Here is a 14478-nt window from a genome sequence, read left to right as displayed (position 1 = left end):
GTGGCTGGACTGCCGTGCGGAGACTGGATTGGCAATGCCCTCGCTCGCTGGCCGAGCACCGGTGGGGCAGCGAGCGCAGCGAGCCTTGAACCCGTAGAGAAGATTTCTACTCACCGCCCCTGCGGCGGCCGTGGGGCGGTGATCGTCACCTGTTGGTGGTCAGTCCTGACGGCTACGCTGGTCCGCGCCAGCTGATGACTTAGGGAGTGGGCTCAAGGGATGGGACCGAAGTCGGAGCGGGTCTACCGCACGATTCGCGAGTGGGTTGCGTCGGGGAAGCTGAAGCCCGGCGAGAAGCTGCCCTCTGAGCGCACCCTCGAAAAAGAGCTGGAGATCGGACGGACTCAGCTCCGCACCGTGCTGGCAAAGCTCGTTGCAGAGAAGGTCATTGAATCGTTCGCCCGCAGCTCCTACCGAGTGCCGTCCCGCGGCGTGACTGTCGAGCGGCCGGACGATCTGGAGTCGTGGCAGATCCACGGTGAGCGCACGGTCTACGACAACCGCTGGGTGAAGCTGGCGCTTGTCGACGTTGAGCCTCCGGGCGTCGAGCGCTTCGAGCATCACGTCGTGCGGCTGCATCACGTCTCGATCGCCGCGGTCCTGGATGACCAAGACCGCGTGCTCATGCTCTGGCGCTACCGCTTCGTACCCGACAAGTGGGGCTGGGAGCTCCCCGGCGGCATCGTGGACGCGGGAGAAGACGCACACACGACCGCGCTCCGCGAAGTCGAGGAAGAGACCGGCTGGCGGCCCGACTCCCTCGATCACGTCGTGACCTATCAGCCCATGGTCGGCATGGTGGACTCGCCGCACGAGATCTTCGTCGGAAAAGGTGCGCAGCATGTCGGCGACCCCACGGACGTCGAAGAGGCCGGGCACGTCGCATGGGTGCCGCTCTCGGACATCCCCGGACTGATGGCCCGGGATGAACTGATGGGATCGGGCACGCTCGTTGCACTGCTGCATCTGCTGGCGTCGCGTGGGCAGGGTGCCCCTACAGCTTCTGCGTGAGCTGCTCGATACGTCGCCGGTGACGGACAGATCCTGTCCGGTTGGCCAACAGCCGTGCCTGCTGTAGATGCTCCTGGGCCTGGGCGTACTCCTCGCGGGCAAGGTGTGCTTGGGCGAGGTCGCATCGAAGGCCTGACGTGGCGCGGATGAACGTCGGGTCTCCTTCATCGAGGGCGGTGTACAGGCTGCTGAGCGCGTCATCGTCGCCGAGCATCGCGAGCGCGTTTCCACGCCACCGCGCCAGATGCCCACCGTTCAGAAAGATGCTCAGCATGTCTTCATCGCGTGCTTCCGACCCATCCGGCAGAGCAGCGTCGGCCTGGTCGAGGGCGCGCCGACAGTCATCCGCCAACCCGGCCTTGGCGCAGAGCTCGGCCTCGGCCGCGTACAGCCATGCCCGCAGGCGCGGTGACATCTGCTGACCGCCCAGACGCTGAGCCTCCCGCACGAGGGCAACCGCCATCTCTGGTCGGCCTGCGTCGTTGAGTACGTAGGCCTGCTCGGCTGTGGCGTGAGCGAGGTACATCGGTTGGCCTGCCTCTTGGGCCGCTCGCTTGCCTAACTCGTAGTGTCGCCATGCCCTTTCGACCCCTCCGGCATCCAGTGCCTGCCAGGCTCCAAGCGTGGCGGCCCCCGCCAGGGCAAGGGCGACGGGGCGACGGGTCTCGGGGAGTACTGCGAAGGTGAGCGCGTCTTCGAGCGTCGCGAGGTGCCACGACATCTGGTCCACGAGGGCTGTGGCGCCCATCTGCCGGTCGACAGTGCGGAGGAGTTCGGTCTGGTCCATGAAGGTCTTCACCATGGTCAGACTGACGCTGCGTGCTGAGTCGATGCGGTTGATCAGCTCGTCGTAGCCACCGACTACGGGCGGCGCCTCGGAGGGAGCATGCCGGCCGAATAGCTCCTCGTCTGTGACGCCCAGGACGGGGCGAAGGATCTTCGCGTAGCGCTCGCTGATCGAGCGCTTGCCATTCTCCCACTCCGAGACATAGACGCGCAGGCTGGCAGTCGAACCGACGTCTAGCACATGGCGTCTGGCGTACTGCTCGATCTCGTGGATGAGCCGCGCTTGCGACCACTCGCGCCCGGACCTCACCTCTCGCAGCCGGTTGAGCACCTGCACCGCCCCCGCTGATTCGACAGCTCCTCACAGAAGCATGCCTCACATCGCACCAGGTCGGCAGGGGTTAACAGGTCGGGTTAACGGTGCGGCAGTGAACCTCTGTTGGCTACCGGGGCGTTGAGCGGCGCGCTTCTCTAGAAGTGTCGCAGGAAGGCGAGTTGAGAAAGCCGGACGGCGACACTGCTTGACAGCTGGTGCGCACCAGATGCAATCTACTGGTGCGCACCAGCTGGGAACGCAGAAGCCCTGCGGCGCTGCCACGGGGCTCCATCGACTCAATGCAGGAAGCGGCGTCCTACCGCCAAGCAAGCCGCCGCTTCCGCCCCTACAAGGGAGTTTCCATCATGTCATCGTTCAAGATCGACACCTCGACTGCTGTCGTCTTCGTCGCGGTCGAGCCCAAGCTGAAGGTCATCAACAAGCAGACCGAAGAGGTCGCCGTCGACCGGGAGACCGGAGCGAAGATGATGACGGTCGGCCTGACCATCGCGGATGAGGGGGAGGCGAACCTCTACAACGTCTCGATCCCAGAGACGGGTGTTCCGGCCGGGCTCACCCTGGGCATGCCGGTCAAGGTCGTCGGCCTCAAGGCCCGTGACTGGGAGAACACGTTCAACGGTGAGAAGCGTTTCGGCATCGCGTTCCGCGCGGTCGCGCTGGTCGCCCCGTCCGCCCCGGCCAAGGGCTGAGCGGCATGTCGGCGAACACGTTCCTCGGCTTAGTCCTGGTCGCCGTCGTCGCGGCGCTGGTGCTGAGGCGACTGCGCCCGGCCTGGTACTGGCTGAGCGTCGGTGTCGTCCTTGCCATGGTCCGGGTGACCTCCCGGTACGCCTCGGTCATGGACGCCTGCGGGCTCACCGTTCCGCCGTCCCGGCCTCGGCTGACGCTGGCCCGGATGACCAACCGCCCGGCGCCCGAGTCCCGGCCTCCGCGCATCTTGCGGATGCGGCCGACCCGTACCGGCCTGGTGCTGCGGCTCAAGCTCCAGCCGGGTCAGGACGCCTTCGACTTCGCTGCCTCCAGCGACCGGCTGCGCCACTCGTTCGCGATGCACGGCGTCGCCTGCCGTGAGATCAAGTCGGGTGTCATCGAGCTGCGGATGACCGGCTACGACGTGCTCAAGCGGGTGCAGATGCCCGCGAAGACCGAGCGCAACGGGCTGCGTATCCCGGTGGCGCTGCGGGAGGACGGGGAGGTCTTCTACCGCGACTATCAGGAGGTGCCGCACGCTCTGAACCTCGGCGCGACGAAGTCGGGGAAGTCGGTCTATCAGCGGCACCTAGTCAAGGAACTCGCGCCGCAGCACGTCGCCCTGGTGGGCATCGACTGCAAGCAGGGCGTTGAACTCGCCCCGCTGGCACGCCGGTTCTCCGCTCTGGCCGACAACCCCGACGACGCGGCCGACCTGCTCGAAGCTCTCGTTCAGCGGATGGCCGAGACGTATCAGGTGATCCGGCGCGAGCAGCGCATCAGCGCGGACACCCCGGATGCGGAGATCACCGCCGACATCTGGGGCCTGCCCGAGGACCTGCGGCCGGTGCCCGTCGTGCTCCTGGTGGACGAGGTCGCCGAGCTGGCGCTGTTTTCCAACACCGCGCAGAAGAAGCGGCGCGAGCGGATCATCACCGCACTGGTCCGCCTCGTGCAGCTCGGCCGCGCCGCGGGGATCTATGTGGAGATCTGCGGTCAGCGCTTCGGCGCCGAGTTGGGCGACGGGATCACCATGCTGCGTGCCCAGCTCACCGGCCGCATCGCGCACCGGGTCAACGATGAGGCCTCCGCCAAAATGGCGTTCGGCGACATCTCCCCGGATGCCGTGCTGGCGACCACACAGATCCCTGTCGAACGCCCGGGCATGGCGGTGGCCGGTGACTCCACGGGCGGCTGGGTCCGCATCCGTACGCCATTCACGACGATGCGGCAGGCCGTGACCGCCTGCACCGCACACGCGCACCGCACCCCCGTGCTGGACGGCCTGGAGCCGTTCCGCCCGGTGCTGCCCGCCCTGGCGCCGGTCGAACTCCCGGCCCCGGCCACATGTCCCGCCACCGCCTGAGCGCATCCCCACCCCGGTCGGCGTGACCGTCTCGCGCCACGTCCCTACCCCCGCCATGCCTGAAACGGACTCGCCGGGGCTCGGCGACAGGCCTCCGAGCCTCGCCCAGCCCCGGCCCAACTCCCAAGGAGGTGAAGACCCGTGACCCGCTCGATCCGCCCGGATGCCGTACTCGTGCAAGCCGTGATCGCAGGGGCACTGTCCTTCGCCCACCTGCACGACATCGCTGCCGCTGCCGGACAAGACGGCTGGAAAGCCTGGGCCTACCCCGTCTCCGTCGACCTGCTCCTCGTCGCAGCCTGGCGACGCCTGCGCATCCTCCGCGCCCAGGGTGAGCCTGCCCGCGCCGCGTGGACCTGGTTCACCGTCGCCCTGACCGCGTCCCTCGGCGCCAACGTCGCCACCGCCGGACTGCTCGACCTGAACGACGTCCCCGACTGGCTGCGGATCCTCGTCGCCGGGTGGCCCGCCCTGGCCTTCCTCGGCGGCACCCTGCTCGTCCACTCGCCCACCGGCACAGACGCTGAGGCTGTCGAGCCTGAGCCGCTGCCGGTGGTCGAGCCGGTGACTGTGCCGGCCGAACCCGCCCCCGCACCTGATCGGGATGCGGTGGTCCCGGCACTGCCCGCACCGCCGCCCACCGATGTGCCGCCCGCGCTCGTGGACCACGCCCGCAAGCTCGCCGACGCCCACCGTACGGCGACCGGCACACCCATCGACGCCGCCACCCTGCGCGACCGCCTCGGCCTGCCCGGCCCGATGGCCGACCAGCTCGCCGCCCACCTCGCCTGAAAGGACGCATCACTTATGCCCGGACGCGAACCGACACGAGACGAATACCTGTCGGCGGCACGAGAAATGGTCGACGCGGGTCGCACGACTCTGGCCCGGCTGCTCGCCGAAGAGACTGCGGAGCGTGCCACCGACCCGGCCGACGCGGCCCGCATCCTCGCCGAGTTCCCCGGCCTCAGCCTGCGATCGGAGGACTGATCTCCATGCCTGCCCGCGACTTCTTCCACTCCGTGATGCAGATCGGCCCGGTGCAGATCGGCACCCACCGCGACCGGCACGGCCGCACCAAGCACGCCGCGGTGTGCACCAACGACCGCTGCGGCTGGTCCTCCGACTACTCCAGCCGGTCCGCCGCCCAGCTCGCCGCCCGCACCCACCGCTGCCGCGTCAACTGACCCATCAGGAAAGGCCTGCCGTGAACGTCGAACTCCCGCTGATCGTCCTGGTCGCCATCTTCGGCTACTTCGGTATCAAGCTCATGCGCCCGCTGACCTGGCTGATCGTCGTGCTCCTCCTCGGCGGCTTCCTCCTCGCCGACACCTTCCTCGCCCCGGCCATCGAGTCCGGCACCAAGACCGGAGTCGACGTCGTCAACGGCACCACCAAGTAACCAGCCCAGAAGGGAGAACCACTGTGATCCGTCCCGACGCCCAGCTCCGCAACGGTCACATCCCGGCCGACCTGATCCCCCCGGGCACAGACCCGCGATCGGTCGTCATCGTCCACACGACGCCCCGCTCATGGGCCGGTCCGGTGGTCCTGATCCTCACCGCCACGGTCGGCATCTGCGGCCTGGTCTACATCACCACGGTGGCCGTGCTGTCGCTCGTGCAGGTTGCCGCCACCACTGCCGCAGCGGTCAAGACCGCGATTCCCACCCTCATCGGCGGTGGCGGCCTGATCACCCTCGCCCTGAAGGTGCCCAAACCCCCGCGCAAGTGACCGGCCTTCCGGGCGGCCTCAACCGCCAAGTATCCGCCGCCCGGACGGCCCAGCCCCTACCCGACTTCATCGACCGGAAGGACTTCTCATCATGCACCAGCACAGCCACGCCCCGGCCCGTCTCTGCCCCGGCTGCGACGGCTTCGCCTCCGTCGCCATCACCCTCGGCGGCCGCGACCACAACGGCCACCGGCGGACCGTCACCGTCCACTGCCGCACCTGCCACGGCACCGGCACCACCCCGCCCCTGCGCCAGCTCCTCAACGCCGCCGCCGCGGCCGCGTTCACCCGCCGCTGACGGCCATGGCCGACCTCGCGCCCACTCCCGAGCGCCCCGGCCTGCACGTCGCCAAACCGGCCAGGGACTTTCCCGCCCGCGGCTCCTACGCCTGCTGCTGCGGCGCCTCCGGCCGCGCCCAGGGCGACGACAACGTACGCGACCTCGTCGCCGAGTGGATCGACCACCGCAACACCTGCCCCCACCGCTGACACCCGCCGGGGCACTGCCCGCCACGTCCGCGGCCGGTGCCCCGGCATCCCTTCCTGACCTCTGAGAGGAGGACTCTGCCTTGACCGCTACCACACCGAGCCCGATGCGTGAGCTCGCCTTCCTCGCCTCGCTCGGCACCATGCCCGGCCTCATGCGCCAACTGCGGGGCCTGGGCGGCTGCACCACCCCGATCCGCCTCGACGGCCACCGCACCGACGTCCACCCCGCAACCGGTGAAATCCTCGGCGAGCTGCACGCGGGTGATCTGCCCGCCGGGAACCTCCTGGTGCGCTGCAACAACCGCCGCGCCACCCGCTGTGCGGCCTGCGCGGAGACCTACCGCCGCGACACCTACCAGCTGATCACAGCCGGGCTCCGCGGCGGCAAGGGCACCCCCGAGACCGTCGCCACCCACCCCCGGGTGTTCGCCACCTTCACCGCCCCCAGCTTCGGCCCCGTCCACAACCGCCCCACCACCCGAAGCGGTACCGTCCTCCGCTGCCGCTGCGGCACCCAGCACCCCAAGGACGCACCCGAGTTGGGCAGCCCCCTCAAACCAGAGCGCTACGACTACGAGGCGGCCGTGCTGTGGAACGCGCACGCCTCCAAGATCTGGGCCCGGTTCTCCATCTACCTGCGCCGCGAGGTCGCCAAGCGCGCAGGCCTGACCCAACGGGCCTTTGCCCAGTACGCCCGTGTCTCGTTCGCCAAGGTCGCCGAATACCAGGCGCGCGGCGCGATCCACTTCCATGCCGTGATCCGCCTCGACGGCCCGGACGGCGGCGACACTCCGCCCCCGGCCTGGGCCACCGCCGAACTCCTCGCCGACGCCATCCGTGCCGCCGCAGATGCCGCCGAGGTGCCCGGCCCGGTCCTCGACGGACGCGCTCACACCTTCGCCTTCGGCACCCAGCTCGACACCCGCCCCATCCGCTCGGCTGACTTCGACGGCGGCACCGAGCTGACCGAACGCGCCGTTGCCGCCTACATCGCCAAGTACGCCACCAAAGGAGCAGAGACAGCGACCGGCACCCTCGACCGCCCCATCAAGTTCCTCGCCGAACTCGCCCGCAAGTCCATCCCCGAACACGCCCGCCGCCTCATCCGCACCGCCTGGACCCTCGGCGCCCGCAAAGACCTGGAAGACCTCCGCCTACGCGCCTGGGCTCACATGCTCGGCTTCCGCGGCCACTTCTCCACCAAGACCCGCCGCTACTCCACCACCCTCGGCGCACTCCGCACCGCTCGAGCCGAATGGCGACGCCTCCAAGCCGCCATCGCACACGGTGACCAAACCCCCGTGCCGGCCGATCCGCACAGTGACGACACCACCCTCGTCCTCGCGCACTGGACCTTCGCCGGAACCGGACTCACCCGCGGCGAGGAATGGCTCGCCGCTTCCCTCGCACCCGACACCACGGAAGGACTCACCCCATGACCGCCACCGTGATCGAGCGGAAGTGGCACACAACCAAAGAAGTCGCCGAGATGCTCGGCTACGGCCTGTCCAAGACCAAGATGCTGATCATCACGGGAGAGATCCGCTCCATCAAGGATGGTCGCAATCGGCGCATCCTTCCGCGCTACGTGGACGAGTACGTGGAACGTCGCGCCCGCCGTGCCGAGGAGGGTTCGGCATGAGCGGCAAGCGCGGCAACGGCGAGGGCTCCATCTACGCATACAAGAACGGCTACGCGGCCTACGTCTGGGTCACCAAGCCGGACGGCAAGCGCGCTCGGAAGTACGCCTACGGCAAGACCCGCGAGGAAGTCCACGAGAAGTGGCTCAAGCTCCACGCCGAGGCGAAGAAGGGCCCAGTCGCCACCCGGCACCGGACGCTCGCCGTCTTTCTCACGTACTGGCTCGACTCGATCGTGAAGCCCAACCTCGCCCCGCTGTCGTACGTCTCGTACGAGGGGTACGTCCGGCTCTACATCGCCCCCTACCTCGGCGCGAAGCGACTGGACAAGCTCACGGTCCGGGATGTGCGCGAGTGGCTGACCAAGCTGGCGACCGTCTGCCAGTGCTGCGCCCAGGAGAAGGACGCCAAGAGGGCGCCCAACCGCCGCAAGTGCTGCGCCATCGGCGACTGCTGCGAGTCGTACCCGTCCCACCGGGTGATCCAAGGTTCCCGCGACGCTCTGCGGGCCGCTCTCACCCATTCGGTCGCCGAGGAGGAGATCAGCAAGAACGTCGCCTCCCTCGTGAAGGTGCCCAAGCCGCGACGCCGCCGGATCAAGCCGTGGTCCGTCGCCGAAGCGGGCCAGTTCCTCACTGACGCAGCCGCCCGCGATGACCACCTCTTCGCGGCCTGGGTGCTCGTGCTCTGCCTCGGACTGCGCCGCGGTGAGGTGCTGGGCCTGACCTGGAAGTCCGTCGACTTCGATACCAGCGAGCTGTACGTCGACCACCAGATCCAGCGCGCGGGGCGTCAGATCCTCCACCGCGAGACCAAGACCGAGGACTCCGACGACTTCCTGCCGCTGCCAGCACTCTGCCTCAAGGCTTTGCGAATGCGCCGCGCTCAGCAGCTTGGCGACCGGAAAGCCGCGGGCGAACTATGGCAGGACAGTCACGGCCTGGTCTTCACCACCAAGTACGGCACACCCATCGAGCCGGGCAACCTGACCCGCATGTTCGCCCTGCGCGCCAGCCGTGCAGGCCTTCGGGTGATCCCGCTCCGGAACACCCGGCACACCTGCAGCTCGCTCCTGGTCGCCCTCAAGGTCCACCCGAAGGTGGCGCAGCGCATCCTGCGGCACTCACAGATCGCCATGACGATGGAGGTCTACGCCGAAGCGAGCGAGGAAGCGGTACGCGCCGCGATCGGCAAGCTGTCCGACGCGATGGGCGGCACCGGCTGACACGGTTGCTGTACTTCGTTGCTGTACGGGCAACGTAAGAGGCCCCTCGGATTTCTCCGAGGGGCCTCTTACCTGTGTGCACTCGGCAGGATTCGAACCTGCAACCTTCTGATCCGTAGTCAGATGCTCTATCCGTTAAGCTACGAGTGCTTGGCGTTCCGGGTTTTTGTGCCTGGTCGGCGTTGCGGGAACAACATTACATGACCCGCGCCGTCAGGTGAAATCCGTTAAGCGCACCCAGCCTGACCTGCGAAAACAACGTCGAAACCACCGAAGCCCCCGCCATTGGCAGGGGCTTCGGTGATCAACTGGCGGAGGCGGAGGGATTTGAACCCTCGATGGGCTTTAAGACCCAAACCGCATTAGCAGTGCGGCGCCATAGACCGGACTAGGCGACGCCTCCAGCCCACCCGCGTGGGCGCGAGTGGTGCGTGCAGATGATGACACAGCCCAGCGGGGTGTCACCAATCGCTGCCCACGGTACTAGGCACGCGGGCTGCAGAGCAAAGTCCGGGGGGCGGATCCCGGCGGCGGTCCCCCGGAGAACATATTTCCGGTTGCGCAACGCCGAGGCTCAAGGAGCGTTAGAGATGCCGGGGCCTCGCTGCCCCTGAAGGATTCATGATCTCTTCAGCTCCAGGAGCTCCCATGCTGCGCCGCATCGTCCTCACCGCAACCGCGTCCCTCGCCGCGCTGGTCGCCGCCGTGCCTGCCGCCGGGGCCTCGCCCCTGCCCCTCGCGCTGCCCCTCCCGCTGCCGCTGCTGTCGTCCCAGGCCACGGACCAGCTGACCATGACCGTCTCCGAGACCGGGGCGCGGACCGACGGGCTGTACGAGCTGGAGTGCGGGCCCACCGGCGGGACCCACCCGTCCGCGCAGGCCGCCTGCGACCGGCTGGACCAGCTGGCGCGGGACGGAATGGACCCGTTCGCTCCAGTGCCCCAGGACCAGATGTGTACCCAGCAGATGGGCGGCCCCCAAACCGCACACATCACCGGCACCTGGCAGGGGCAGCGCGTGGACGCCACCTTCAGGAGGACCGACGGCTGCGAAATCTCACGCTGGCGGACCATGGAGCCCGTACTGCCGAACACCAGGTCATAGGCCCAAGGCGTACGCCATGCGCACACAACCTTGGTGAGAGCTCCCCCTCATCCGCCGCCCCTCGCACATCGCTGCCTTTAGACTCCCTCCAGTGACAGGCTGGGGCCCGAGGGGCAAGATGGGACCGGCCGTCCGCACCATGCAGTAGGTCAGGGAGGAACCGTCGTCGTGAGCAGCAGGCCATCCCGAGGCGCTGCTCGCCTCGCAGCCATACTCGACGCCCTTCCGGATGGGCTCGTGCTCGTCAACTGCAACGGCACGGTCGTCAACGCCAACACCATCGCACTCGAGCTCTTCGAGACGCCCGGCACCGCCCTCGTCGGACGCGGGCTGCTCGATCTGCTGCCCTCCTTCGACTCCCGGCTGATCCCGGGCTCCATGCGACGGCCCGAGGCAGCGGACGAGCGGGGGCGTACCAAGCCGGCCCGGATGGTCGCGCGGCGTACGGACGGCAGCGAGTTCCCTGTCGAGGTGACCAGCGCGAGCCTGGAGGACGGGCGCGAGGCCTACGACTCGTACACCGGCTACACCGGCGACGAGCTGCTGATGCTCGTCGTACGGGATCTCTCGGGCACCGTGGACACGGAAGCGGAGCTGGCGCGTTCACAGCGGCAGACCGAGATGATTCTGCGGGCCGCGTCCGAGGGTGTCGTCGGGACGGACACGGACGGTCGGGTCGTGCTGGTCAATCCGGCCGCCGCGCAGATCCTCGGGTTCCGGGCGAGCGACCTGGGCGGCCAGGAGCTGCATCCGCTGATCCTGCACTCGCGCGCGGACGGCGAGCCCTTCCCGTACGAGGAATCACCGCTCGCGGACACCCTCAAGTCCGGCCGCAAGCACCGGGTGCGCGGACAGGTGCTGTGGGCGAAGAACGGCTCGAAGGTGGCCGTCGATCTGACGACGGCGCCGGTACGGGACGGGGACCAGCTCGTAGGCGCGGTGATGACCTTCACCGACCGGCGTCCTTACGAGGAGCTGGCGGAGCAGCACGCGGCGGAGGTCACACAGACGACCGAGCGGCTCACTGCCGAGCTGGCCGAGACCACCGAGCGACTCACGGCCGAGCTGGCGGACAAGTCGGATCGGTACTCCGCGGAGATCGAGGCGCGCGCGGAGCGGTACGAGGAACTGGGTGCCCGGCACGCCCAGCTGACCGCCGTCCTCGGCGAGTCGCTGCGGGGGCCGCTGGAGGAACTCCGCGCCGAGCTGGGGACGCTGGCCGCCGACCCGGCAGGCCAGCTGTGGCCCGAGGCCAACCAGATCCTGCACCATCTGGCCGCCGGATATGCCCGGATGACGACGCTTGTCGACAATGTGCTGGGTTTCCAGCGGCTCGACACCGGCGCTGAGGCGCTGAACAAGGCGAACGTACTGCTCGACGGTGTCGTGGCGGCGGGCGTCGAGGGCGCGGTCGAGCTGATCGGTCCCGGGCGGGCGCAGTTCGCGGTGCACGCGCCGCCGATAGAGGCCGAGGTGGACGCGGGGCGGCTGGCGACGGCGCTCGCGCATCTGGTCGCCGACGTGGCCGGGGTCGACTCGACAGGCAAGGCCCGGGTGGTTCCGGGCGGTGGGTATGTGGACTCGACGGTCGTGGTGGCTGCGGCGCAGCGCGGTGACGTCGTACGGATCGAGGTGCGTGGGCCGTTCGCCGGGGGAGACCCGGTGCACGAGCCGATCGTGCGCGGGATCGTACGGGCGCACGGCGGCGTGCTGCAGACGCATGAGGTGCCGGGGATGAGCGGCAGCGCGTACGTCCTGGAGGTGCCGCTCGGCGACGGCTCGGGGACGGTGACGGCTCCCGCTCCCGCTCCGGCTCCGGAGCAGGCCGGTGCGCTCGCGCTGCCGGAACAGCAGACGGGCACGCCCGGCGGGCGCGGACGGCGGCGCGCGCGGCGGGCCTCCACGGATGCCTTCCTGGAAAGCCCGGTGGCCATGGAGGACCCGGTGGCCGCACCACCGACGGGGCGGCGCCGGGCGCAGGGGCAGGAGCCGCAGCAGGAACTGATCCCGGCCCAGGATTCGGGCGAGGGGCGTGGTCCCGCAAACGACGGAGGAGCCGGAGGCGCCGGAAACGGCGGGACCGGGCGGCGGCGCGGGCGGCCGAGCCCCGCCGAGCAGGCCGTCGTGGTAGCCGCGGGCGGCGTCCGGCCCGCCGAGGGCTCGGTGGTGACGGCCGCGGAGGGCGCGGCGTCGACCGGGCGCGCGGCGCTCGGCGAGACGGTCCCGCCGCAGGGCGTGCCCGTCGAACCACATGGAACAGGCCCCTCGGGGCGGCGCGCGCGGCGCGGCGCGGAGGGCGGGCTGCCCGAGCTCCCCGCTGCTCCGGGTCCGGGCGCGTCTCCGGCTCCGGCTGCGCCCGCCGGGCGGCGGGCCAGGCGGGCGCTGGCGACCGCACCGGCCGAGGTGGAGTCAGGGCGTACGGCGTTCGCGCTGCCGCCGGCCGAGGCCGACCGGATCTTGCCGACGGCCGGTGAGGCGGATGCCTCGCTGCCGGGCCGGCACGACGCCGTACGCACCGAGCCGGGCACCGATCACCACACGCCGCCGCAGCCGCATCCCGTGCCGACGGGCCGCCGCCGCGGCCGCAAGGAAGCGCAGCCGCTGCCCGCCGAGGCACCCGACGCGCAGCCCGTACAGCCCGGCGTGCAGCCGGACGGGCAGCTCCAGATGCAGCCCCTCGGACAGCCGCAGACGCAGCCCGAGTGGGCGGAGGCCGACACCTCGGGCACCGGTCTCGCGGCGCTCGCCTCCGACGGCTCGACCGGTCAGCACACGGCGGCCGTCGACGAGGCCGCCCCCGCCGCGAGCACCGGGGAGACGGCCCAGGTCACCGGCTCCGTATCCTTGCCGGAGCCGCAAACGCAGCAGACGCAGACGCAGCGACCGACGCAGCGCTTGCCGGAGCCCGCCGCCGACGGGCCGTCGGCCGCGCCGCGCGCCGCCCAGCCGCTGCCCGCCGAGGCTCCTGCTCCGGCTCCGGCTCCGGCGGACTCCACGCAGGGGCGGGCGTTCAGCGTGCGCACGCTCGGGCAGGGCGTGCCGTTCTCGCAGCAGATCGCCCAGCAGCAGAACCAGACGCTCGCCTCCGGCCGCCGCCGCAAGCTGGCCACGCCCCCGGAGGGCGAGCGGCCCGAGACCGCCGCCCGGCCGCACCCGCAGGCCCCGGCGCAGACCGGGTCGCGGCTGCCGGCCGACCGGTCCGAGGGCCGGGCGTACGTGATCGGCGCGCCCGACGAGGGCGCGGAGGGCCCCGAGCCGCTCGACGGCCCGGGCGGTGCGGTCGAGGTGGCCAACAAGCCGCAGCCGCAGCCCGTCGACGACGAATTGCCCCCGGAGCCCCTGGACAACCCGCGTCGGCTGCTGGTCTGGCCCGCGCCCGACGTCTCAACGCAGCAGGCGCTGAGCGACCGCGGCTACCGTCCGGTGGTCGTGCACTCGCGCGAGGAGGTCGACGCGCAGATCGCAGCCTTCCCGGCGGCGCTCTTCGTCGATCCGCTGACCGGCCCGATCACCCGGACCGCACTGCAGTCGCTGCGCCAGGCAGCGGTGGCCGCTGAGGTCCCGGTGCTGGTGACGGCGGGTCTGGGGCAGGCGACGCGGGAGGCGGCGTACGGCGCGGATCCGGCCGTACTGCTCAAGGCGCTCGCCCCGCGCGACAGTGAACAGCACCCCTCGCGCGTGCTGTTGATCGAGGAGCACGAGGAGATCGCGCTCGCGCTGTCGGCGACCCTGGAACGCCGCGGCATGCAGGTCGCCCGGGCCGGCGCGGACGCGGACGCGGTCACACTCGCCGCCCAGATGCGACCGAACCTGGTGGTGATGGACCTGATGCAGGTACGCCGCCGCAGGGCCGGGATCATCGACTGGCTGCGCGCGAACGGCCAGCTGAACCGCACCCCACTGGTCGTCTACACCTCGGCGGGCCTCAACCGCGCGGAGCTGCCACGCCTCTCGTCGGGAGAGACGGTGCTCTTCCTGGCGGAACGCTCCACGAGCAACGAGGTCCAGGCCCGTATCGTCGATCTGCTCGCGAAGATCGGGACAAACTGATCTGCAAGGGGCGGCAGTTGTCACCGCCGCCCCTTGCATCAGCACG

16 protein-coding genes and 2 tRNA genes are annotated in these 14478 nt (G+C 70.1%); 15 read left to right on the top strand and 3 right to left on the bottom strand.

The features are described from left to right. Window positions 1–219: 219 nt before the first annotated feature. Window positions 220–1011 (top strand): NUDIX domain-containing protein, encoded by a 792-nt coding sequence (locus tag ACH492_RS38230; RefSeq protein ID WP_398993774.1) that lies wholly within the window; start codon window positions 220–222, stop codon window positions 1009–1011. Here ACH492_RS38230 and ACH492_RS38225 read toward each other — a convergent pair. Then, window positions 995–2128, bottom strand: a complete 1134-nt coding sequence (locus ACH492_RS38225) for an XRE family transcriptional regulator (RefSeq protein ID WP_398993778.1) — start codon at window positions 2126–2128, stop codon at window positions 995–997. The two genes, ACH492_RS38230 and ACH492_RS38225, sit on opposite strands and share 17 nt — an antisense overlap. Before the next feature lie 350 nt (window positions 2129–2478). On the opposite strand from ACH492_RS38225, the gene ACH492_RS38220 reads away from it, so the two are divergent. The 12 genes from ACH492_RS38220 to xerC all read left to right on the top strand — a co-directional run bounded on the left by ACH492_RS38220 (window position 2479) and on the right by xerC (window position 9278). Continuing rightward, on the top strand, window positions 2479–2823 hold the full coding sequence (locus ACH492_RS38220) for a hypothetical protein (protein ID WP_398993772.1): 345 nt from the start codon (window positions 2479–2481) through the stop codon (window positions 2821–2823). A gap of 5 nt (window positions 2824–2828) precedes the next feature. Continuing rightward, window positions 2829–4190: an FtsK/SpoIIIE domain-containing protein gene (locus ACH492_RS38215; RefSeq protein WP_398993770.1), complete on the top strand. Its 1362-nt coding sequence runs from the start codon at window positions 2829–2831 to the stop codon at window positions 4188–4190. A 141-nt stretch (window positions 4191–4331) separates the two neighbouring features. Beyond that, window positions 4332–4982, top strand: a complete 651-nt coding sequence (locus ACH492_RS38210) for a DUF2637 domain-containing protein (RefSeq protein WP_398993768.1) — start codon at window positions 4332–4334, stop codon at window positions 4980–4982. Between the two features lie 15 nt (window positions 4983–4997). Next, complete coding sequence (locus ACH492_RS38205; RefSeq protein ID WP_398993766.1) at window positions 4998–5180, top strand: hypothetical protein; 183 nt, start codon at window positions 4998–5000, stop codon at window positions 5178–5180. Between the two features lie 5 nt (window positions 5181–5185). Beyond that, on the top strand, window positions 5186–5377 hold the full coding sequence (locus ACH492_RS38200; protein WP_398993764.1) for a mobile element transfer protein: 192 nt from the start codon (window positions 5186–5188) through the stop codon (window positions 5375–5377). Between the two features lie 20 nt (window positions 5378–5397). Next, window positions 5398–5592, top strand: a complete 195-nt coding sequence (locus ACH492_RS38195; RefSeq protein ID WP_398993762.1) for a hypothetical protein — start codon at window positions 5398–5400, stop codon at window positions 5590–5592. Window positions 5593–5615: 23 nt separating this feature from the next. After that, window positions 5616–5924: a hypothetical protein gene (locus ACH492_RS38190; RefSeq protein ID WP_398993760.1), complete on the top strand. Its 309-nt coding sequence runs from the start codon at window positions 5616–5618 to the stop codon at window positions 5922–5924. Window positions 5925–6015: 91 nt separating this feature from the next. Further along, window positions 6016–6222, top strand: coding sequence for a hypothetical protein (locus ACH492_RS38185; RefSeq protein WP_398993758.1), 207 nt, complete (start codon window positions 6016–6018; stop codon window positions 6220–6222). Between the two features lie 5 nt (window positions 6223–6227). Then, a complete protein-coding gene (locus ACH492_RS38180; RefSeq protein ID WP_398993756.1) occupies window positions 6228–6413 on the top strand; it encodes a hypothetical protein in 186 nt (61 codons plus the stop codon). 140 nt (window positions 6414–6553) lie between these two features. Continuing rightward, the gene (locus ACH492_RS38175; RefSeq protein WP_398993776.1) at window positions 6554–7852 is read left to right on the top strand and encodes a replication initiator; all 1299 of its coding nucleotides are present in this window, start codon (window positions 6554–6556) and stop codon (window positions 7850–7852) included. Then, window positions 7849–8055, top strand: coding sequence for an excisionase family DNA-binding protein (locus tag ACH492_RS38170; RefSeq protein ID WP_398993754.1), 207 nt, complete (start codon window positions 7849–7851; stop codon window positions 8053–8055). The genes ACH492_RS38175 and ACH492_RS38170 overlap by 4 nt, the downstream gene beginning before the upstream one ends. Then, a complete protein-coding gene (xerC, locus tag ACH492_RS38165) occupies window positions 8052–9278 on the top strand; it encodes a tyrosine recombinase XerC (RefSeq protein ID WP_398993752.1) in 1227 nt (408 codons plus the stop codon). Before ACH492_RS38170 ends, xerC begins: the two co-directional genes overlap by 4 nt. A gap of 77 nt (window positions 9279–9355) precedes the next feature. On the opposite strand, the gene ACH492_RS38160 is transcribed toward xerC, so the two are convergent. Together ACH492_RS38160 and ACH492_RS38155 are read right to left on the bottom strand one after the other, a co-directional pair. Continuing rightward, window positions 9356–9428, bottom strand: a tRNA-Arg gene (locus ACH492_RS38160). 159 nt (window positions 9429–9587) lie between these two features. Next, a tRNA-Ser gene (locus ACH492_RS38155) sits at window positions 9588–9681 on the bottom strand. 245 nt (window positions 9682–9926) lie between these two features. Between ACH492_RS38155 and ACH492_RS38150 the strand changes: the two genes are divergently transcribed. Both ACH492_RS38150 and ACH492_RS38145 read left to right on the top strand, forming a co-directional pair. Continuing rightward, window positions 9927–10382 (top strand): SSI family serine proteinase inhibitor, encoded by a 456-nt coding sequence (locus ACH492_RS38150; protein WP_398993750.1) that lies wholly within the window; start codon window positions 9927–9929, stop codon window positions 10380–10382. A 168-nt stretch (window positions 10383–10550) separates the two neighbouring features. Next, window positions 10551–14432 carry a PAS domain-containing protein gene (locus tag ACH492_RS38145; protein WP_398993748.1) on the top strand — a complete coding sequence of 1294 codons (3882 nt, stop codon included), beginning with the start codon at window positions 10551–10553 and terminating at the stop codon, window positions 14430–14432. The last annotated feature ends 46 nt before the right edge of the window (window positions 14433–14478 follow it).

Origin of the sequence: Streptomyces sp. NPDC019443, from assembly GCF_044389785.1 — a bacterium.
Taxonomy (GTDB): domain Bacteria; phylum Actinomycetota; class Actinomycetes; order Streptomycetales; family Streptomycetaceae; genus Streptomyces.
The sequence above is the reverse complement of the archived record's forward strand: the minus strand, read 5'-3'. Positions and strand labels throughout refer to the sequence as shown.

Excerpts from the sequence above, each read along its gene's own strand:
- ACH492_RS38220 (WP_398993772.1), top strand. The coding sequence starts at position 2,479 with ATGTCATCGTTCAAGATCGACACCTCGACTGCTGTCGTCTTCGTCGCG.
- ACH492_RS38180 (WP_398993756.1), top strand. The coding sequence starts at position 6,228 with ATGGCCGACCTCGCGCCCACTCCCGAGCGCCCCGGCCTGCACGTCGCC.
- ACH492_RS38170 (WP_398993754.1), top strand. The coding sequence starts at position 7,849 with ATGACCGCCACCGTGATCGAGCGGAAGTGGCACACAACCAAAGAAGTC.
- ACH492_RS38185 (WP_398993758.1), top strand. The coding sequence starts at position 6,016 with ATGCACCAGCACAGCCACGCCCCGGCCCGTCTCTGCCCCGGCTGCGAC.
- ACH492_RS38230 (WP_398993774.1), top strand. The coding sequence starts at position 220 with ATGGGACCGAAGTCGGAGCGGGTCTACCGCACGATTCGCGAGTGGGTT.
- ACH492_RS38215 (WP_398993770.1), top strand. The coding sequence starts at position 2,829 with ATGTCGGCGAACACGTTCCTCGGCTTAGTCCTGGTCGCCGTCGTCGCG.
- ACH492_RS38200 (WP_398993764.1), top strand. The coding sequence starts at position 5,186 with ATGCCTGCCCGCGACTTCTTCCACTCCGTGATGCAGATCGGCCCGGTG.
- xerC (WP_398993752.1), top strand. The coding sequence starts at position 8,052 with ATGAGCGGCAAGCGCGGCAACGGCGAGGGCTCCATCTACGCATACAAG.
- ACH492_RS38175 (WP_398993776.1), top strand. The coding sequence starts at position 6,554 with ATGCCCGGCCTCATGCGCCAACTGCGGGGCCTGGGCGGCTGCACCACC.
- ACH492_RS38205 (WP_398993766.1), top strand. The coding sequence starts at position 4,998 with ATGCCCGGACGCGAACCGACACGAGACGAATACCTGTCGGCGGCACGA.
- ACH492_RS38150 (WP_398993750.1), top strand. The coding sequence starts at position 9,927 with ATGCTGCGCCGCATCGTCCTCACCGCAACCGCGTCCCTCGCCGCGCTG.